Below are 19,882 nucleotides of genomic sequence, written 5' to 3'. Positions count from 1 at the left end.
CACTGGCGGATCGGCGTAGCGTCCTGCCATGGAACATACCGAGCCTGCCTCCGATCCACTCCACCTGGCGAGCTGGATCTCCCGGCCGTCGAGTCCCAGGGGCAAGGTGGCCAGCGCCGATGCCAGCGGCGATGCGGCGGCCCCGGTGTTCCGGCGGGCTTTCAGCCTGGACGCCGCTCCCGAACCGGATCGTGCCGCTGGCGGCAGCATCGTCCTGAGGATCGCCGGGCTCGGCGTCCATGCCATCCGGGTCAACGGAGTGCCTGTCGGGGTCGGAGCCCTGGAGCCGGCGATCAGCGATCCCCGGCGGGTCATCTACTACTCCCGCCACGACGTCTCCTCCCTGCTCCGACCGGGCCGCAACACCCTTGAGGTGACGCTGGGGCGCGGCTTCTTCAACATGGCCACCCCGAACGCCTGGCGCTGGGAGAAGGCCCCATGGCGGGCCGATCCGAGGCTCATCTGCGCGCTGACACGGGATGACACTGAGGACATCCTGCTGGTGAGCGACCAGTCCTGGATCTGCGGCGAGGGCCCGATCCGCTTCGACTCGATGTATGAGGGCGAGACCTACGACGACCGCTGCACTCCAGGCGACTGGTCACCGGTGGCGGTGGTCCAGGGCCCCGGCGGTCGACTCGTCGAGCGCCCTCATGAGCCCGTGGTCCCCGGCACCCCGATCCGACCCAGCTGGCGAGGATCGGCCGCCGGCTGGATCGGCGACCTCGGCCAGATGATCGCCGGCGTCGCCCGCTACGACCTCCCGCTGGCCGAGGGCCGACAGCTGCGCGTCCGGTTCGGCGAGAAGCTCGATCGCGAGGGCAACCTGACCTGCGCCAACGAGCACGTCCACACCCCGCGCTTCCAGACCGACCTGCTCATCGGCGCCGGTCGGCGGCTGTACTGGCAGCCCGAGTTCAGTTACAAGGGCTTCCGCTACCTGTGCGTCGAGGGGCTGGAGCGCTGCCCCGACCCCGGCGAGATCACCGCCATCCCCCTGGTCCAGCAGGTCCGCCCGGCGGTCGACTTCCACTGCGACGTACCGATCCTCAACCGCCTCGTCACGATGATGTCGACCACCGTCCTCAACAACCTGCACCACATCCCCACCGACACGCCCATCTTCGAGAAGAACGGCTGGACCGGCGACGTGCTGGTCGCGATGGACTCGATGTCAGGGCTGTTCGACCTGCGAGAGCTCTTCACGAAATGGCTGGACGACGTCGCCGCCACCCAGCTCCCCTCCGGACAGCTGTCCGTCATCGCGCCGAGTCCGGGCTGGGGATATCTGCCCGGCGAGTGCGCCCCGGCCCCCGAGTGGTCCTGCATCCTGCCCGGGATGCTGATGCATCTGGCCGATGTCTACGGGGATCTGGAACCGGCGGGACGCCACTGGGAGTGCCTTGGCAGATACCTGCGCTGGGAGCTGTCGCGACTGGACGACGACGGCTTGGCCCGCTCTGAACTCGGCGACTACCTCTCCCCCGGTTACATCGACGGGCCCCCTCCCGAGGACACCCGGCTGTCGGCATCCTGCTTCCTGTACCGAGGGCTGCGGCAGGCGGCCGAGCTGGCCGGGCGTCTCCACCGGCCTGACGAGTTCTCGGACGCCGCCAGGACCCTCGCCGAGAGGATCAACGGCGTCTTCCTGGATCCCGTGCGGTGCTGCTACGCCACCTCCCTCGACCCCTCCGCCTCACCCGCTCGCGACGGCGAGTACCGGCAGACCTCGAACCTCATGCCGCTGGCCTTCGGGATCGTGCCGCAGGCCAGCCGGCAGGCGGTGCTGGAGAGCCTGGTGGACGACGTCCACGGCCGCCACCACCACCTCAACACCGGCCACATCGGCACCAGCCTGCTGCTCAACGTGCTCACCGACGCCGGCTTCGGCGCCGACGCCTTCCTCATCGCGACCCAGCGCAGCTGCCCGTCGTGGGGGTACTGGATCGACCAGGGCGCGACCACGATGTGGGAGAGGTGGGACGCCGGGGCGCGCAGCCGCGACCACTTCTTCCAGGGGACCGTGGCCGACTGGATCCTCACCCGGGTCGCCGGGGTCCAACGGGTGGCCCCGGACTGGGCCGAGGTGCGGATCCGTCCCGGGCTGGTGGACGGCGTCTCCCAGTGCCGGTCGAGCCGGCTGACCTCGCGTGGCAGGTTGACCGTCGAATGGGATCTGAGCACCCGCAAGCTTCATCTGGTGGTGCCCGAGGAGATGGTGTGCCGGGTGGAACTGGGCGCCGGGGGCGGGGAGGATCCGGCCGGCGATGTCGGGGCCGGGGTGATCGAGGTGGGGCCCGGGGAGAGCATCTGGGAGCTGCTGCCCGCCTGAATGCGGGGGCCGGGGTCACGCCCACCGTGGCTGTGACTAGTCTGTCAGGCTGGTGGTGCTGCCTCCCGTCAGAGTTGTCGGTGGCGACAGGTAGAACTACTGCTGCCTGGTTCGAGACGCCGCAATCGCCTCGGGGCCAGTGCCGTCTGACCTGTCCACCCTCCAGCGAAAGCCGCCACCGTGATCTGCAACCCCTGCCCCTCTCTGGTCATAGCCAGTCTGGCCATAGCCATCGACACCCCGACCTCCTGTTCCGCGCCGGGACCGGAGTCGTCGTGGTGGCCGCTGCCCTGGCCATGACGGGTTGCGGTGGCACCACGGAGTCGGCGGTGACTGCTGCGACCCCCGCCCGGGCCTCTGCTGGAGCTTCTGCCGGGGTTTCCGGCGGGCCGGCCGTGGCGCAGGCAGGAGTGTCGTCGGCCTCACGGTCGAGCGGCGTCTCCCCTGCTGGTGCCCCTGGATCCAGCACGGCCTCCGCTGCCGGCGGGACCTCTGCCGACATGTCGCGCCAGGCCGGGATATCGGCGTTGCCCGCCAAGGCCGCTGCGACGAACGCCCCTGCCAAGTCGGCCGCCCAGGGAACCGCACTGGCAGCGCTGGCGAAGGTGCCGGTGAAGGGCCGGGCGCCCAAGACCGGGTACAGCAGGGCGCAGTTCGGACAGGCCTGGGCCGATGTCAACCGCAACGGCTGCGACACCCGCAACGACATCCTGGCCCGCGACCTCACGTCGAGGACCGTCAAGGCCGGGACGCACGGCTGCGTCATCGCCTCTGGGGTGCTCAACGACCCCTACACGGCCAAGTACATCCATTTCACTCGCGGGAACGGGACGTCGACAGCCGTCCAGATCGACCACGTCGTCGCCCTGTCGGACGCCTGGCAGACCGGGGCGCAGAAGCTCAGCTCCACCCAGCGACGTCAACTGGCCAATGACCCGCTGGAACTGCTGGCGGTCGACGGACCGACCAACGAGAAGAAGGGTGATGGCGACGCCGCCACCTGGCTCCCGGCCAACAAGTCCTTCCGCTGCCAGTACGTGGCGCGTCAGGTCGCGGTGAAGGTGCGCTACAAGCTCTGGGTGACGCCGGCTGAGCACGATGCGATCTACCGGGTGCTGTCGGGGTGCAAGGGTCAGAAGCTGCCGGGAGCCGGGGCGCCGGTGGTGGTGTGGAAGGCGAGCGGATCAGCGAAGACTGCTGCTGCGAAGAAGACTGTGGTGAAGGCGCCGGCGAAAAAGGCTGCAGTGGCGAAGAAGACCACTGCCAAGAAGGCTGCGGCGAAGGCACCGGCCAAGAAGAAGACCGTGGCCAAGAAGACCGTGGCGAAGAAGACCGTGGCCAAGAAGACCACGGCCAAGAAGAAGGTACCGGCAAAGTCGACCGCGAAGAAGAGCGCTGTCTACTACAAGAACTGTGCCGCTGCGAAGAAGGCCGGAGCTGCACCGCTCTACCGTGGCCATCCCGGATATCGGCCCGCCTTGGACCGCGACAACGACGGTATCGCCTGCGAGTGGCACTGAGGCCTCAGGGCTGAGACTCGGGGGCTGATTCCCCTTTCCTATCCACGGCGGCAGGGAAACCTGACGGATGCACTGGAATTTCCCTGCATCCGTCGGTTCTCCCTGCCGCCGTGGCACACAGCCACTTGCGCTCGCCCGCACGACACCATCCCGGTACCCCCACTCCCCGAAATCTCGGCCTCTGGCGCCGTCATCCGCCACGCGGGGGATGCCCCTCGTTCTGGTCGTGGATTGCGTCCAGAAGGGTCCTGTCATCCGCCACGCGGAGAATGTCCCGTCGCCACCGGTCAGGTCGCCGTCCCCGACGGTCCGTCACCCGCCACGCGAGGGATGCCCCCGCACCCTCTGACCGCACAACCTCCAGCCCATCGCGACATCAGAACCTGTGCTGAACCTGGACGACGCCAGGCCTTTCTGGGAAGGTTGCCTGTGCTCCCTCTGCGCCTCCAAGAACTGTCAGACCTGCCTGCTAGCATTGGAATGTTGAGCAATTTCTTGCTATTAGTGTGCTCTCGAAGAACTGTCAGTGCCATCTGCTAGCGTTGATTAGTTGAGGTCTCTCGTGCTGCTTTCATTGCACACGGGAAGGCTCACCAGATGCCCGCTGAGATGCCGCGGAATGGTTCGGATTAACTCAATAATAGTTCAGTTCATCTCTTGCATGGTGGACGCCGTCCACTTATGATTAGTCCATGGAACCGGTATCGGATTTCTGGGCTGCGACCCGGGTGATCTCACAGGCCCTCGACGGCCTGGATCACACCGCGCTCAGCACCATGCCCGATACCGAGAAGGTCCAGGCGATGACCTGCCTGCGCACCCTGGCTCGCAGACTGGACACCTCGGCACGGGTCGTCACCGACGCCGTCGCCAAGTCCTGCGCCACCGAGCGCGCCACCGGCCTGGCCCTGTCGGGCTTCCTGGCGAAGGAGGAGGGCCGGTCCTCAAGCCAGGGCATCGGCGAAGTCCATCGAGCCTCGGCGATCACTGCCAATGGCACTGTGCGTGACGCCGCACTGGCCGGGACGATCACCCCTGACCATGCCGTCGCGATCGGGCAGCAGCTGCGCCAACTGCCTCTCGACGAGATGTCTGCCGACGAGAAGGATGCTGCAGCCGGGAAGTTCATCGATGCGGCGCGCACCACGGCGCCGGGCCAGTTGTCCCGCAGGACTGCCTCGGTTCTGGAGGCCGCAGCACCCCGGCTGGCACCCTCGGCAGCCGACCGGGCGGCGAGGGCAGCAGCTCTCCGCAGGCAGGCGGAGGCCGAACGGAAGTTCTGCTGGGGCAGCGACGACCACGGATCCATCTGGTTCTCCGGGAAGGTTCCCGAGCTGGAGGGCCGAACGATCATTGGCGCGTTGCAGGCGTTCGCCGAGAAGGGTCGCCAGGCCGAACGCGCCGAGTTGGATGCCCTGAAGGTTCAGCGGAACCGGGGGATCATCACCACCGCTCGATACCTCACGCTGCGAAAAGAGGCCGATGCCAGAGGTGCCCGAACCACCGCTCAACGGATGGCGGACGCCCTGGTCGACTCCACGAACCTGCTGGCCAGTACTGATCTGATTCCCTCCGCCGGCGGCCAACCGCCGAGGATCGTCGTCACCATCGGCTACGAGGACATGCGCGAGTCCCTGCAGGGACTCATCGATGCCGGGACCTTCGAGGGCGAGGTTCCGGTCGATGCCGGAACACTGCGCAGAATGTGCTGCGATGCCGAGATCCTGCCCATCGTGCTCGGCTCGGACTCACAGATCATGGACGTCGGCCGCTCCGAACGCCTCGTCACCGCGGCCATCCGGCGGGCCCTGGAGCACCGGGACGGAGGATGCATCTACGAGGGCTGCACCGTCCCTGCAGCCCTGTGCCAAGCCCATCACGTACTCCCCTGGTGGGCCGGTGGCAGCACACAGCTGAGCAATCTGGTTCTGGTGTGCCGACATCATCACGCCATTGTCGAACCCGGTAGGTATCGCGATCGAGATCAGCCCAGGGTCGTCTTCGATCCCGACACCGGACGTCCCCGAGTCGTCGAGCCCGACCGGTCGAGGGTCTATCGCGCCAGCGCTCAACACGACAACAGAGTCGGGAACCCGGATCCTGGGGAGAACTCCGCCCTGCTCACCGCCGGAGCCCGGCCGAGAACCGATGATCCAGATCACCAGGAGAGCTCCGCCCACCCCACCAGAGCGGGTGACCCGGATCCACGGGAGAGCTCCGCCCACCTGAGCCCGCTGCCCAGTCCTCCCCGACCACCAGACAGCCTCGACCACCGGTCCGAGGACGCCGACCAGCGGCAGGAGGCACTGGTGTGAGGGCCGCGCACCAGACCCCCAGCTAAAGGAAGCCAACCGGCAGGTTCCGATCCGGCGAGCCACCCGTCCGCGCCGAACCGCACACCAGACCCAGCCAATGGAGGCCAAGCAGCAGGTCCCGATCCGGCGAGCCACCCGTCTCCGTCGAGCCGAAGTCCAGACCCCGCCGAACCAGACCAGAACGAAGGCGGGACGCGAGCACCAGCAAAACCCCACCAGAACCGACCAGCACCACACCGCAACCGCACGGCCCATCCGACCGGCCGCCAGTCCACCCCAGAGTGGTCAGCAGCGCCTCGAGACAGGCGCCGTAACCCGACTCCCGCGACCACACCGCCCGCTCACCCCAAAGTCGTCACCAGAGGCTCAAGACAGGCACCGCAACCCGACTCCCGCGACCACACCGCCCGCTCACCCCAAAGTCGTCACCAGAGCCTTGAGGTAGGCGCCGTAACCGGACTTCTGGAACCGCACCGCCCGCTCCAGCAGCTCGTCGTCGCTGAGGAACCCACGCCGCCAGGCGGCCTCCTCCGGGCAGCCGACCTGAAGACCCTGCCTGGCCTGAATGGTCCGCACGTAGTCGCTGGCGTCGTTGAGGGAGTCGAAGGTTCCGGTGTCCAGCCATGCCGTGCCGCGCGGCAGCAGCGAGACATGCAGCCGGTGCTGCTCCATGTAGACCCGGTTGACGTCGGTGATCTCGTACTCGCCACGCGCCGACGGCTTGAGATCCTTGGCGATCGCCACCACGTCGGAGTCGTAGAAGTACAACCCGGGCACCGCCCAGTGTGATTTCGGTTCGGTCGGCTTCTCCTCGATCGAGACCGCAAGCCCGTCGTCGTCCACCTCCACGACGCCGTAGGACCGTGGATCGGCCACCTGGTATCCGAAGACCAGAGCGCCGTCCAAACCCTCGACGGTCCCGGCCAACTTCGCGCCAAGGCCCGGCCCGGAGAAGATGTTGTCGCCCAGCACCAGACAGCTAGGGCCCTCCCCGACGAAGTCCGCCCCGATGGTGAAGGCCTGGGCCAGACCCTTCGGCTCGGCCTGCACTGCGAACTCGATGCGAATCCCGAACTGCGAACCATCGCCCAGCAACCGATGGAAAGCCTCGGCCTCATGCGGCGTGGTGATCACCAGAACGTCCTGGACGCCGGCAAAGATCAGCGTCGTCAAGGGGTAATAAATCATCGGCTTGTCGTAGACCGGAACCAGCTGCTTACTGGTGCCCAAGGTGATCGGATGCAGCCGTGAACCCGTTCCGCCGGCCAGAATGATGCCTCGCATGGGGACATCATGGCAGAGTTGCAATGCCCTTCCCACCGCGGAGGCGCGCAATACCGGTGAACCGGCCGCCCCCATTGCACGACAATCCCCTAAACTGCCCGACGTGTCCACACTTCTCGTCACTGGCGGCGCCGGATTCATCGGAAGCAACTTCACCCATTGGGTGATCGACCACACCGATGCCAGCGTCACCGTCCTCGACGCCATGACCTACGCCGCCAACGAGTCCTCCCTGGAGGGCCTTCCGGGGGACCGATTCCAGCTGGTCCGCGGCTCGGTCTGCGACGCCGATCTGGTCGACGAACTGGTGGCCCGCTGCGATGCCGTCGTGCATTTCGCTGCCGAGTCGCACAACGACAACTCGCTGGAGGATCCCTCCCCCTTCATCGACACCAATATCGTCGGCACCTACACCCTCCTCCAAGCGGTGCGGCGCCATCACACCCGACTGCATCACATCTCCACCGACGAGGTCTACGGGGACCTGGAACTCGACGACCCGGCGAAGTTCACTCCCACCACCCGTTACAACCCGTCCTCGCCGTACTCCTCCTCCAAGGCGGCCTCCGACATGCTGGTCCGCGCCTGGGTCCGGTCCTTCGGGGTGGAGGCGACGATCTCCAACTGCTCCAACAACTACGGGCCGCGTCAGCACGTCGAGAAGTTCATCCCCCGCCAGATCACCAATGTCATCGACGGCATCCGCCCCAAGCTCTACGGCGCCGGTCTCAACGTCCGCGACTGGATCCACGTCGACGACCACAACTCCGCGGTCTGGACCATCCTCGAGTCCGGCCGCCCCGGCCAGACCTATCTGATCGGTGCCGACGGGGAGAAGAACAACAAGGACGTCATCGAGCTGATCCTGGAGCTGATGGGCCAGCCCGCCGACGCCTACGACCACGTCAACGACCGCCCCGGCCACGACCTGCGCTACGCCATCGACTCCACCAAGCTGCGCACCGAGCTCGGCTGGGAGCCGCGGTTCACGAACTTCCACGACGGTCTGGCCCACACCATCGACTGGTACCGGGGCCACGAGTCCTGGTGGCGCCCGATAAAACAGGCCACCGAGGCCAAGTACGCGGTGAAAGGCCAGTGATCGTGAGCACCCGGGGGACAGACGCCGCGACGTCCAGCCGGCCCGACGAACTCTCCATCGAGGAGACGCCGATCCCCGGTCTGCTGGTCCTCCACCTGCCGCTGCACCGCGACAACCGGGGCTGGTTCAAGGAGAACTGGCAGCGCGCCAAGATGGTGGCCCTGGGCCTGCCGGACTTCGCCCCGGTGCAGAACAACATGTCCTTCAATGCCTCGGCCGGTGCCACCCGGGGGTTCCACGCCGAACCCTGGGACAAGCTGGTCTCGGTGGCCTGCGGCAGGATCCTGGGAGCCTGGGTCGACCTGCGCGAGGGGGACTCCTTCGGGCGGGTCGTCACCGTGGAGATGGGACCGCAGACCGCGGTCTTCGTGCCACGCGGGGTCGGCAACGGCTACCAGGCCCTGGAGGACGGCACCACCTACACCTACCTGGTCAACGAGCACTGGTCGCCGGCGGCCAAGTCCTCCTACACCTTCGCCAATCTCGCCGACCCGGAGATCGGCGTCGACTGGCCGATTCCGCTGGCACGAGCCGAGCGCTCCGAGGCCGACCTGCACCATCCGCTGCTGGCCGAGGTGACGCCGTTCAAGCCGGCCCGGACCGTCGTCCTGGGGGCCTCCGGCCAGCTCGGTCAGTCCCTGGAGGCGCTGCTGGCCACCACCACCGGCAACGCCGAGTTCCTCGGCCGCGACACCATCGACCTGACCCGCCCCGAGACCATCGACGGCTACGACTGGGACGGCGTCGACACCCTCATCAATGCCGCCGCCTTCACCGCCGTCGACGCCGCCGAGGCGCCCGAGAACCGGGCCACCGCCTGGGCGGTCAATGTCACGGCGGTGCGACACCTGGTCGAGGTGGCCCGCCGCCACCGGATCACCCTGGTGCACATCTCCTCCGACTACGTCTTCGACGGCACCCGCGAGGTCCACACCGAGGACGAGGAGTTCTCCCCGATGGGGGTCTACGGCACCACCAAGGCCGCCGCCGACGAGCTGGTCTCCAGCTGGGACAGGCACTACATCCTGCGCACCTCCTGGGTGGTCGGCCACGGCCACAACTTCGTCGCCACGATGGCCGAGCTGGCCTCCCGCGGGATCTCGCCGACCGTCGTGGACGACCAGTTCGGCAGACTCACCTTCTCCGACGACATCGCCGCGGCGATCAGCCACCTGCTGGCGACCGGCGCCCCGTTCGGCAGCTACAACATCTCCAGCGAGGGGCCGACGGTCTCCTGGTACGACATCGCCACCCGGGTCTTCGAGCTGACCGGTGCGGCCGGATCGGTCTGCCCGGTATCGACCGCGCAGTACCTCGCCCAGCAGGCCGGACACGGGGCCCCCGGAAGGCCCGTCGCACCCCGCCCGACCCACTCGACGCTGGATCTCACCAGGATCACGCAGACCGGCTTCCAGCCCGCCGACGGGGACCAACGACTGAAGGCATACCTGGCCACGTTGTAGGTTGGGGCCCCGGAGAACGCCCGGCCGACCGGCACCAGACCCCCAACCCTCAACCGCGTGATCACCACCGATGGGGTGATTGTGGGCCCGCGCAGGCCAGCTCGGTAGACTCCCTGCGGTAATAGGAACGGGTTCTCGGGCAGCAGTCGAGAGGAGGCGCACTCGTGGGAATACTCGACAAGTTCGAGAAGTCGATCGAGGGAGCCGTCAACGGCGTATTCGCGAAGGCCTTCCGCGGTGAGGTCGAGCCGGTCGAGATCGCCGGGCGGCTGCAACGCGAACTGGACTCCGAGGCCCAGATTCTCACTCGCGACAAGAAGCTGGTCCCCAACGACTTCACGGTCGGCCTGTCATCCCACGACTACGAGCACCTGGTGCCCTACACCAAGACCCTCAACGCCGAGATCGTCCCGGCCCTGCGCGACCACGCCACCGAGCGCCGCTACGTCTTCAACGGCCCCATCCACATCCGCTACGAACTCGACGACACCCTCCCCACCGGCCGATTCACCGTGCAGAGCGGATCACTGACCGGCGAGGAGTCCGAGCGCACCGCGATCCGACGCACCCCGTTGGTCCTGGAGGTCAACGGCGTCCGCCATCCGCTGCTGCCGCCGGGCCTGGTGATCGGCAGAGGAACCGAGGCGGATCTGCGGATCAACGATCCGGGCATCTCACGGCGTCACGCCCAGATCCACGTCTGGCCCAAGGGCGAGGGAGTCGGCGTCTCCATCGAGGACCTCGGCTCCACCAACGGCGTCACCGTCGACGGCCGCAAGGTCACCACCACCGAGCTGCGCGACGGATCCCGCATCGAGATCGGATCCACCCGCATGCTCGTCCACTCGCCTGCGGGGATGTGACGTGAGCGAACTTCTGGTAGCTGTCCTGCGCATCGCCTACCTGGCGTTGCTGTGGGTCTTCATCCTGTTCATCGCCTCCACGGTGCGCACCGACATCTTCGGTCACCGGGTACCCCGCACGGCCACCCCGGCCTCCCTGGTCAGAGCCGGGGACGCCGCGCCGAGCAGGCGCAGGCGCAAGCGTTCCCGGCGCGAGCCGCTTCCCGGCCAGCTGCACATCCTCTCCGGATCGCGGGCCGGCCAGATCATCCCGCTGTCCGACCGGATCCTGGTCGGGCGCGGCGGCGACTCCAACCTGCCCATCGACGACGACTACGCCTCGACCCACCACGCCGAGTTCGCCCAGGGGATCGACGGCGCCTGGTTCGTCGAGGACCTGCGGTCCACCAACGGCACCTACGTCAACGGCGAGCGGATCGAGGAGCTCACCCAGCTGGCCATCGGCGATGAAGTGAGGATCGGCCGCACCACGATGGCGGTCGAGGCCGCCGGCCGGAGGTGACGATGGCCTTCTCACTGGACATCCGCAGCCACTCCGAGATCGGTCTGGTCCGCAAGAACAATCAGGACTCGGGCTACGTCTCCCCCACCATGCTGGTGGTGGCCGATGGGATGGGCGGTGCCGCGGCCGGTGACCTGGCCTCCACGGTCGCCGTCAAGCAGGTCGCCCGGGTCGACTCGCCGCGAACCGGCGAGGAGATGCTCACCCTGCTGGCCGGGGCGGTCTCCGAGGCCAATGACGAGCTGGCCGACCTGTGCGTCTGGGACCACTCCCTGGAGGGGATGGGCACCACCTTCTGCGGGGCGATGTTCGACGGCGCCCAGCTCGGCCTGGTCCACATCGGCGACTCCCGGGGCTATCTGATGCGCTCGGGGAAGCTGCGCCGGATGACCCACGACGACTCCTGGGTCCAGTCCCTGGTCGACGAGGGCCGGATCACCGAGGAGCAGGCCGCGGTCCACCCGCACCGCTCACTGCTGCTCAAGGTGCTCAACGGCCAGCCCCAGCACACCCCCGACACCCAGCTGGTCGACGTGGAACTCGGCGACCGGATCCTGTTCTGCTCCGACGGGCTGTGCGGCTTCGTCTCCGACCCGATGATCCGCAAGATCGTGCGCGACAACGACCTGGACACCGCCCTGGAGCTGCTGATCGCCGAGGCCCATGCCGCCGGCGCCCCCGACAATGTCACCGTGCTGCTCGCCGAGGTCGTCGAGTACTCCGAGGAGCTGGCGCACCTGACGCCCAAGATCATCGGCGCCGCGGCGATCACCGCCATCCCCGAGCACGACGTCACCGCCCCGCTGCCGATCAGCTCCAGGGACCTGGCCGACGCCGAGGCCGGCCCGACCGGGGCCCCCGGCGGAGCCACTCGGGCGGCCAGCGGGGCCGGCGCCTGGACCGCCGGCCGGGCAGGAGCGCCGCGTCATGCCAGCCTGGACGACGACGCTCCGCTGGTCTTCGACTCCGAGGCCGAGGAGTCGGCCCGCTACGCACCGATCGACCCGGAGTCGCGGCATCGCTGGCGCGGCCTGGTGATCACCGTGGCGATCGTGGTGGTGGCCATCACCGCCGGGGTGTTCGCGGTGCGGGCCTATCTGGACCGCCAGTTCTACGTCGGGGAGCAGGCCGGCTCGGTGGCGATCTTCCGCGGGGTCCCCGACTCCCTGGCGTGGGTCAAGCTGTCCTCGGTCCAGGAGGCCACCAACATCAGCGTCGACGACCTGCCCACCATCTACCGCAGCGCGGTTGACAGCTCCATCCAGGTCGACTCGCTGGACTCGGCCCGGGCCACCGTCGCCGAACTGCGCAGCGGGGCCAACCGCTGCATCGCGCTGCGTGCCCGGCCCAGCACCGGGACGCCGGGAGGATCCGCGAGCCCGACCCCCGGGGCCTCGGCCTCGGCCTCACCGACCCCGAGTCCCGGGGCCGTACCGTCCGGCTCTGCCAGCGCGTCGACGAGCCCCGCCGGCTCGCCGACCCCCGGAGTCACCGCTTCGGAATCGGCCTCCCCGGCCACTCCCGTCCCCACTGCGACCTCGGGCGCCTCGCTGCCCAAGGTCAGTGAGGAGGACTGCTCATGAGCGCCTCCGAACTGGCCGTATCCGGTGGGGGCAACCCCGGCACGATCGTCGTCCACTCCAAACGCCGCTGGGCCGAGCTCTTCCTGCTCATCCTGGCCTGGGGGCTGGGCTACTCGGGATATCTGCTCACCGGCATCAACACCACCGGTGCGATCCCGCCGGACTGGAAGGTGATCGGCGGCAGCTGGCTCGGCCTGATCCTGGCCTGCCACATCATCGTGCGGATCTTCATCCCCTATGCCGACCCGATGATGCTGCCGATCGTCTTCGCCCTCAACGGGCTGGGGCTGGCGATGATCCACCGGATCGACCTGGGATCCACCCCGATGGCCCACCGGATGGCCGGCCAGGCGATCTGGACCCTGGGCGGAGTGGTGCTGTGGGCCGTCATCGTCATCGGCCTGAAGGACCACCGCAAGCTGCAACGCTTCCCCTACATCCTGTTCCTGGCCGGACTGATCCTCATGCTGATGCCCCTGCTGCCCGGCATCGGCCGCTCGATCAACGGCGCCCGGCTGTGGATCGGCGTCGGACCGTTCAGCTTCCAGCCCGCCGAACTGGCCAAGGTGCTCCTGGTGCTGGCCTTCGGCTCCTATCTGGTCGACAAGCGCGACGTACTGTCACTGGCCGGCCACCGGATCGGCCCGCTCACCCTGCCCCGGGCCCGCGATCTGGGCCCGCTGCTGGTGATGTGGGGGGCCGCGATGGCGATCATCGTGTGGCAGAACGACCTGGGCACTGCACTGCTGTTCTTCGGGCTGTTCGTCGCGATGCTCTACATCGCCACCGAGAGAGTCGGCTGGGTGGTGGTCGGCGCGGTGCTCTTCGGGGTGGCCGCAGTGGCCGCCTTCAAGTTGTTCGGCCATGTCCAGAACCGGGTCTCCGGCTGGCTGGACCCGTTCGGCGACTACGCCACCAACTACCAGCTCATCATCGGCCAGTACGGGATGGCCTGGGGCGGGCTGTCGGGGCGCGGCTGGGGGCTGGGCCGGCCCAACCTCACTCCGCTGGCGTTCTCCGACTACATCTCGGCCAGCATCGGCGAGGAGCTCGGGGTCACCGGGCTGATGGCCGTCATCCTGCTCTACGCACTGCTGGTGGCCCGCGGGATGCGCACCGCGCTGAGCTGCCGGGACTCCTTCGGCAAACTGCTGGCCGCCGGGCTGGCCTTCGTCTTCGGGTTGCAGGTCTTCGCGATCATCGGCGGGGTCACCCGGCTGCTGCCGCTGACCGGACTGACGACGCCGTTCATGAGCCAGGGCGGCTCCTCCGAGGTGGCGAACTGGGCGCTGGTGGCCATCCTCATGCTGGTCAGCCACCAGGCACGGCGCCCCGCCGATGAGCTGGCCGCCAACCAGGGGGGCGACCCGCCGCTGATGGAGTCCGAGACCGGATCGGCCCGCCATGCGATGGGGATCCCCGGATCCTCACGATCCGCGGGGTCTGGAGCCTCGCCGCGCTCCGCCGGGTCTGCCGGATCACCCGGCTCTGCCAGCGGGAACCAGACCGCCGTGCAGAGCCGGCCTGACGGCGTCTCCCATCTCGACGAGAGCGCCGGGGAAGGTGATCGACGATGAACCGCCCGATCCGATTCGTCTCGGTGTTCGCTGCACTGATGACCTTCGCCCTGCTGCTCAACCTCACCTACTCGGCGGTGTTCCGCCAGCCCGGGCTCAACAACGACCCGCACAACACCCGGGTCCGTGACGCCGAGTACTCCCAGAACCGCGGCGACATTCTGGTCGGATCGACCGCGGTGGCGCGCACGACCGCCACCGACGGGCACTTCAAGTACCTGAGGAGCTACCCGCAGGGGGCCGAGTACGCCCCGATCACCGGTTACTACTCGTACTACTTCGGTCGCACCGCCCTGGAGTACTCCCAGAACGCCCAGCTCACCGGCAACTCCGACTCCCAGTTCCTGCAGCGGGTCACCGGGACCCTGTCGGGCCGCAAGCCCCAGGGTGGGTCGGTGATCACCACCGTCAACGCCAAGGCCCAGAACGCCGCCTGGAACGGGCTGGCCGGCAAGAAGGGCGGAGTGGTCGCCATCGACTACACCACCGGGGCGATCCTGGCGATGGCGACCTCCCCCTCCTACAACCCGAACCTGCTGGCCAGCCACGATCTGCCGGCCACCCAGCAGGCCTGGAAATCGCTCAATGCCAACTCGAACCAGCCGATGTCCAACCGGGCCTCCAAGGAGATCTACCCGCCCGGGTCGACCTTCAAACTGGTGACCGCCGCGGCCGCCCTGGAGTCGGGGCGCTACACCCCCGATGGCCAAGTCTCCACGCCGAGCTCGATCGTGCTGCCGCAGACCACCAACCGGCTCGGCAACGAGGTCGACTGCGGCAACTCCACCGTCAGCCTCACCAAGGCCCTGGAGAACTCGTGCAACACCGCATTCGCCAAGATCGGGATGTCGCTGGGCCAGGACAAGTTGCGCGACCAGGCCAAGAAGTTCGGCTTCGACAGCACCTTCGACTCCGATGTGCCGGTGGTCGCATCCCGTTTCCCCGGGGACATGAACCAGGCCCAGGTGGCGCTGTCGTCGATCGGGCAGTACGACGTGGCGGCCTCCCCCCTGCAGATGGCGATGGTCGCCTCGGCGATCGCCAATGATGGCACGTTGATGACGCCGTATCTCACCCAGTCGGTGCGCGCCTCCAACCTGCAGACGGTGTGGAAGCACCACAACGCCTCACTGTCCCAGGCCACCAGCCGCTCGACCGCCCAGGACCTCAAGAAGATGATGATCTCGGTGGTCCAGAACGGCACCGGCACGCCGGCCCAGATCAACGGGGTGACTGTCGGAGGCAAGACCGGCACCGCCCAGACCACCAAGAACGCCTCCCCCTACGCCTGGTTCGTCGGATTCTCCGAGAACCCCCATGTGGCGGTGGCGGTGTTCATCGAGTCCTCCAACACCGACCGCAGCGAGATCGCCGGTGGCACGCTGGCCGGCCCGGTCGCCAAGGCCGTGATCGAGGCCATGAGATGAACATCGCGCGACGCGGGACCGGCGGCGTCTCCCCCATTCATTCCCCTGCTGGAAGCCGGCCCGGGCCGGCCGGCCCGGCCACCGTCCTTACTGACTTTGACGAAGGAGGTCCCCGATGACCGAAGCCGGAACCTGGCTCGGAGGGCGTTACGAGCTGCTGAGTGTCATTGGACGCGGCGGGATGGCCGAGGTCTGGAAGGCCCGCGACCACCGGCTGGGCCGCGACGTCGCGATCAAGCGGCTGCGCGCCGATCTGGCCTCCGACGACACCTTCCAGGCGCGATTCCAGCGCGAGGCGCAGTCCGCGGCCGGGCTGAACCATCCCAATATCGTTGCCGTCTACGACACCGGCGAGGCGATGGACCCCGGCAATGGGCTGTCGGTGCCCTACATCGTGATGGAGCTGGTGGAGGGCCACACGCTGCGCGACGTGCTGCGCGACGACCGCAAGATCCTTCCGGAACGGGCCCTCGAGTTCACCGAGGGGGTGCTGGACGCACTGAGCTACTCCCACGCCGCCGGCATCGTGCACCGCGACATCAAGCCGGCCAATGTCATGCTCACCGATACCGGCCAGGTCAAGGTGATGGACTTCGGCATCGCCCGGGCGGTCGCCGACACCTCGGCCACGATGACCCAGACCGCGGCGGTGATCGGCACCGCCCAGTACCTGTCTCCCGAACAGGCCCGCGGTGAGAAGGTCGACAACCGTGCCGACATCTACTCCACCGGCTGCCTGCTCTACGAGCTGCTGGTCGGGCGTCCGCCGTTCGTCGGCGACTCCCCCGTCTCGGTGGCCTACCAGCATGTCCGAGAGATCCCGGCCCCGCCGTCGCGGCTGGATCCCGAGATCACCCCGGCGATGGACGCCGTCACCCTCAAGGCGCTGGCCAAGGCCCCCGCCGACCGCTACCAGACGGCCATGCAGATGCACGCCGACATCGAACGGGTGCTGGCCGGGGTGCCCCCGCTGGCCCCGATGCCCGGCGGGGCCTCCGCCGACACCGAGTCGAACGCCGCCACCCAGGTGATCTCCCCGACGGGCGCGGCCGCCACGGCGCCCACCGTCGTCCGCCCGATCGGCGCCGACTCCACCGGCGTGGATCCCTACGGCGCCTTCCAGACCTCCGGGACCGGGGTGCGACCGGTGACCGGTGTGCAGCCGGTGACAGGCGGGGCCGTGACGACCACAGCCGATGAGGACGAGGAGGCCGCCCCCAAGCACAAGCGCTGGCCGATCGTGGTGCTGGTGGTGCTCATCATCGCCGCGCTGGGCACCGGAGGCTACCTCGCCTACCAGTTCCTGGGCGGTTCCTCGCCCGCTCCCAGCCCGTCCCCCTCCAGAACCACGGCGATGGTCCAGGTTCCGGCGGTGACCGGGATGAGTGAGCAGGGCGCCCGTTCGATCCTGCGCAATGCCGGTCTGCAGGCCAAGGTCAGCCACGTCCGTCAGGGCACCGACACGGCCGGCCAGGTGATCTCGCAGAATCCCACTGACGGTCGTTCGGTGGCGGTCGGCAGCACGGTGACCATCACCGTCAATGACGGTCCCAAGAAGATCACCGTGCCCTCCGACCTGATCGGTATGACCGAGGCCGAGGCCAGGAAGGCGCTGGTGAGTGCCGGCTTCGCCGACACCGACATCAACGTCACCTACCAGCAGACCGACAATTCCGACGAGGGAACCGTGATCTCCTCCTCCCCGAGCCCGGGCCAGCAGGCCTCCGACGGGGACACCGTGACCATCGTGGTGGCCCAGGCGGTCCCGGCCGCCCCCACCACCACTGTCACCAGGACCACCCAGCCTCAGCAGCCCACCAACACCGAGACCACTACCGGCGGCGGGTCAGGGCCCACCGACAGCACGAGCACTGAGCAGCCGACCTCGTCCAGCACCGAGACCGGGACGAGCTCCGACTCACCGTCTTGAAGAGATGATCAGCCCAGCGGTCCGGCCGACGGTACATCGACGACCGGCGCCGGTGGGGTTGGCACCGGTGGCGGAGCCGGTGCCGGACACGGAGCTGGGGCCGGGCACGGCGGCGGCAACAGGGCGTGAGCCCGACCCCGAACCGTGCCGTCCCGTGTGCCGCAGTGGCGGGGGCAACAGGGCGTGAGCCCGGCCCCTAACCGTGGCGCAGTGCGGGCCGGTGTCGGGGTTCGCGGCGTCTGTCAGCTGGCAGACATCAGTGGCGACAACCCCGCCGCCCGGTCCCGGGCATCCGGATCCCCGCAGATCGCGAGCCAGTTGCCGAAGATCTGGAAGCCGTGCTCGCTGAGCACCGACTCGGGGTGGAACTGGACCGCCTCGACCGGCAGCTCGCGGTGCCGCAACGCCATGATGAGGCCCGACTCGCTCCACGCGGTGACCTCCAGGCATCCGGGCAGCGAGGGGGTGTCGGCGGCCAGCGAGTGGTAACGGGTCACCGTCAGCGGTGAGGGCACCCCGGTGAAGACGCCGGTGCCGTTGTGGCGGACCACCGACACCTTTCCGTGGAGCTGCTCGGGGGCCCGCCCGACCCGTCCTCCCCAGGCCACCGCCATCGCCTGCATCCCCAGGCAGACCCCGAAGATGGGAAGGGTGTCCGACAGGTTGCGCAGCACATCGATGCACACCCCGGCGTCATCGGGGTGACCGGGCCCCGGCGAGAGCAGCACGCCGTCGTAGCGCCGGTGCCAGCCGGGGGTCGCGAAGGCCGGGTCGTCGTTGCGCAGCACGTCGACCTCGGCGCCGATCTGGCCGAGGTAGGAGACGATGTTCCACACGAACGAGTCGTAGTTGTCGATGACCAGGATCCGACGGGCTGACATGGGCTCCAGTCTAGGATGCGACGCCGGGAGTTCCTGATGGTGGACCGCCGGGACCGGACGGTCTGGGTGGTGTCCTGGCGGCTGGCGGTGCACCGTCATCGTGCCTGTCAGGGCAGCGTCATCGCGACGGTCAGCGGAGCGCCATCGCGCCGGTCAGCGGGAACGCCATCGTGCCCGTCAGGGCAGCGCCCTCGCGACGGTCAGGGCAACGTCCTCGTGACGGTCAGAGCAACGTCCTCGTGCCCGTCAGGGGACCCGCCGGCAGGAGAGGCCGGAGGGACCGAACCCGCCGGTGGTTCCGCTACTTCGGGGCGACCGGCGTCGCATGGGTGAGGCTGAGGCTGCCCTTGAAGGCCGGCATCGTGACGGTGCCGAGGTTCTCGACCTTCCAGCCGAGCCGGTAGGCGGTGACGTACTCCCGGTAGATCCTCACCGACTCGGACTCGGCCAGGGCCGAGTTGAGGGCGTCGACGTCGCCGATCGCCTCGATCCGGTAGGGCGGGGCGTAGGGGACGCCGTGCAGCACCACGGTGTTGCCCACGCACTTGATGCCGGTGGCCGAGGTGATCCGCTGGCCCTGGATGGTCATCGCCTCGGCGCCCCCGGCCCACAGCACATTGGCGACCATCTGGATGTCCTGCTGGTGCACCACCAGCAGGTTCTCGTCGATGCCGTCGGCCTTGACGTCCAACGGGGCGTCGTCCAGGGTGACCCGCACGGCATTGCCGGAGACGGCGGTGAGACCGGCCCGGGGAGACAGCGCGTCGATGGACCGGGCGACCGTCGGATCGGAGACCTGGGTCTTGGAGAGCTGATCGACCTTGGCACGCAGCTCGGCGACCTGCTTGGCCTGGTCGGCGTTGTGGCTGGCCTGATCGCGGACCAGACCGGACATGTCGTCGGTCTCGGGGCGGAAGTCCGAGCCGTGGGAGGCCAGTGCAGCCCAGGAGACCATGAACCCGCAGAGCACGAGGATGCCTGCCGTCATCAGATTGGGGCCGAGTCTCTTGCGAAGTCTGGTCCTCAGCCCGGAGCGCTTCCCGGTGCGTGGTCGCGGCCCTCTGAGGCCGGGCGTGCTGAGAAGGTCCTCGGAATCGTCGACT

Annotated in this window: 13 protein-coding genes and 1 pseudogene; 11 read left to right on the top strand and 3 right to left on the bottom strand. The window is 68.4% G+C overall.

Features of this window, described 5'->3' with window-relative positions:
* Window positions 1–28 precede the first annotated feature (28 nt).
* The 3 genes from G554_RS14690 to G554_RS0104625 all read left to right on the top strand — a co-directional run bounded on the left by G554_RS14690 (window position 29) and on the right by G554_RS0104625 (window position 6,167).
* A complete protein-coding gene (locus G554_RS14690; RefSeq protein WP_051232435.1) occupies window positions 29–2,332 on the top strand; it encodes a family 78 glycoside hydrolase catalytic domain in 2,304 nt (767 codons plus the stop codon).
* A 500-nt stretch (window positions 2,333–2,832) separates the two neighbouring features.
* On the top strand, window positions 2,833–3,852 hold the full coding sequence (locus G554_RS18645) for a GmrSD restriction endonuclease domain-containing protein (protein ID WP_154654171.1): 1,020 nt from the start codon (window positions 2,833–2,835) through the stop codon (window positions 3,850–3,852).
* A 692-nt stretch (window positions 3,853–4,544) separates the two neighbouring features.
* Window positions 4,545–6,167, top strand: coding sequence for an HNH endonuclease (locus tag G554_RS0104625; protein ID WP_027586996.1), 1,623 nt, complete (start codon window positions 4,545–4,547; stop codon window positions 6,165–6,167).
* Between the two features lie 411 nt (window positions 6,168–6,578).
* Here G554_RS0104625 and rfbA read toward each other — a convergent pair whose 3' ends face one another.
* The gene (rfbA, locus tag G554_RS0104620; protein ID WP_027586995.1) at window positions 6,579–7,451 is read right to left on the bottom strand and encodes a glucose-1-phosphate thymidylyltransferase RfbA; all 873 of its coding nucleotides are present in this window, start codon (window positions 7,449–7,451) and stop codon (window positions 6,579–6,581) included.
* Window positions 7,452–7,554: 103 nt separating this feature from the next.
* On the opposite strand from rfbA, the gene rfbB reads away from it, so the two are divergent.
* The 8 genes and pseudogenes from rfbB (at window position 7,555) to pknB (ending at window position 17,898) form a co-directional block, all read left to right on the top strand.
* Complete coding sequence (rfbB, locus tag G554_RS0104615; RefSeq protein WP_027586994.1) at window positions 7,555–8,553, top strand: dTDP-glucose 4,6-dehydratase; 999 nt, start codon at window positions 7,555–7,557, stop codon at window positions 8,551–8,553.
* A gap of 2 nt (window positions 8,554–8,555) precedes the next feature.
* On the top strand, window positions 8,556–10,016 hold the full coding sequence (locus G554_RS0104610) for a sugar nucleotide-binding protein (RefSeq protein WP_051232449.1): 1,461 nt from the start codon (window positions 8,556–8,558) through the stop codon (window positions 10,014–10,016).
* A 164-nt stretch (window positions 10,017–10,180) separates the two neighbouring features.
* Entirely contained in the window at window positions 10,181–10,879 is a 699-nt protein-coding gene (locus G554_RS0104605) for an FHA domain-containing protein (RefSeq protein WP_027586992.1), read from the top strand.
* Between the two features lies 1 nt (window position 10,880).
* Window positions 10,881–11,381 carry an FHA domain-containing protein FhaB/FipA gene (locus G554_RS0104600; protein ID WP_027586991.1) on the top strand — a complete coding sequence of 167 codons (501 nt, stop codon included), beginning with the start codon at window positions 10,881–10,883 and terminating at the stop codon, window positions 11,379–11,381.
* Between the two features lie 2 nt (window positions 11,382–11,383).
* Entirely contained in the window at window positions 11,384–12,964 is a 1,581-nt protein-coding gene (locus tag G554_RS0104595; RefSeq protein WP_027586990.1) for a protein phosphatase 2C domain-containing protein, read from the top strand.
* 11 nt (window positions 12,965–12,975) lie between these two features.
* A pseudogene (locus G554_RS14685) lies at window positions 12,976–14,367 on the top strand (FtsW/RodA/SpoVE family cell cycle protein); the annotation flags it as partial.
* A 170-nt stretch (window positions 14,368–14,537) separates the two neighbouring features.
* Window positions 14,538–15,968 (top strand): peptidoglycan D,D-transpeptidase FtsI family protein, encoded by a 1,431-nt coding sequence (locus G554_RS0104585; RefSeq protein WP_027586989.1) that lies wholly within the window; start codon window positions 14,538–14,540, stop codon window positions 15,966–15,968.
* A gap of 115 nt (window positions 15,969–16,083) precedes the next feature.
* Window positions 16,084–17,898, top strand: a complete 1,815-nt coding sequence (gene pknB / locus G554_RS17125) for a Stk1 family PASTA domain-containing Ser/Thr kinase (RefSeq protein ID WP_051232433.1) — start codon at window positions 16,084–16,086, stop codon at window positions 17,896–17,898.
* Between the two features lie 242 nt (window positions 17,899–18,140).
* Here the strand turns inward: pknB and G554_RS0104575 are convergent, their stop codons facing one another.
* Both G554_RS0104575 and G554_RS0104570 read right to left on the bottom strand, forming a co-directional pair.
* The gene (locus G554_RS0104575; RefSeq protein WP_027586988.1) at window positions 18,141–18,779 is read right to left on the bottom strand and encodes an anthranilate synthase component II; all 639 of its coding nucleotides are present in this window, start codon (window positions 18,777–18,779) and stop codon (window positions 18,141–18,143) included.
* Between the two features lie 301 nt (window positions 18,780–19,080).
* Window positions 19,081–19,767, bottom strand: a complete 687-nt coding sequence (locus G554_RS0104570) for a DUF881 domain-containing protein (RefSeq protein ID WP_036924634.1) — start codon at window positions 19,765–19,767, stop codon at window positions 19,081–19,083.
* Between the last annotated feature and the right edge of the window lie 115 nt (window positions 19,768–19,882).

The organism is Acidipropionibacterium thoenii DSM 20276, assembly GCF_000423445.1.
Taxonomy (GTDB): Bacteria; Actinomycetota; Actinomycetes; order Propionibacteriales; family Propionibacteriaceae; genus Acidipropionibacterium; species Acidipropionibacterium thoenii.
Note: the sequence above shows the minus strand (reverse complement) of the source record. Positions and strands in the feature narration are given on the sequence as shown.

What these genes read in the sequence shown, in the direction of transcription:
- G554_RS0104625 (WP_027586996.1), top strand. Translation starts at nt 4,545, where the DNA reads ATGGAACCGGTATCGGATTTCTGGGCTGCGACCCGGGTGATCTCACAG.
- G554_RS0104585 (WP_027586989.1), top strand. Translation starts at nt 14,538, where the DNA reads ATGAACCGCCCGATCCGATTCGTCTCGGTGTTCGCTGCACTGATGACC.
- G554_RS0104570 (WP_036924634.1), bottom strand. Translation starts at nt 19,767, where the DNA reads ATGACGGCAGGCATCCTCGTGCTCTGCGGGTTCATGGTCTCCTGGGCT.
- G554_RS0104595 (WP_027586990.1), top strand. Translation starts at nt 11,384, where the DNA reads ATGGCCTTCTCACTGGACATCCGCAGCCACTCCGAGATCGGTCTGGTC.
- G554_RS0104575 (WP_027586988.1), bottom strand. Translation starts at nt 18,779, where the DNA reads ATGTCAGCCCGTCGGATCCTGGTCATCGACAACTACGACTCGTTCGTG.
- pknB (WP_051232433.1), top strand. Translation starts at nt 16,084, where the DNA reads ATGACCGAAGCCGGAACCTGGCTCGGAGGGCGTTACGAGCTGCTGAGT.
- G554_RS18645 (WP_154654171.1), top strand. Translation starts at nt 2,833, where the DNA reads ATGTCGCGCCAGGCCGGGATATCGGCGTTGCCCGCCAAGGCCGCTGCG.
- G554_RS14690 (WP_051232435.1), top strand. Translation starts at nt 29, where the DNA reads ATGGAACATACCGAGCCTGCCTCCGATCCACTCCACCTGGCGAGCTGG.
- rfbA (WP_027586995.1), bottom strand. Translation starts at nt 7,451, where the DNA reads ATGCGAGGCATCATTCTGGCCGGCGGAACGGGTTCACGGCTGCATCCG.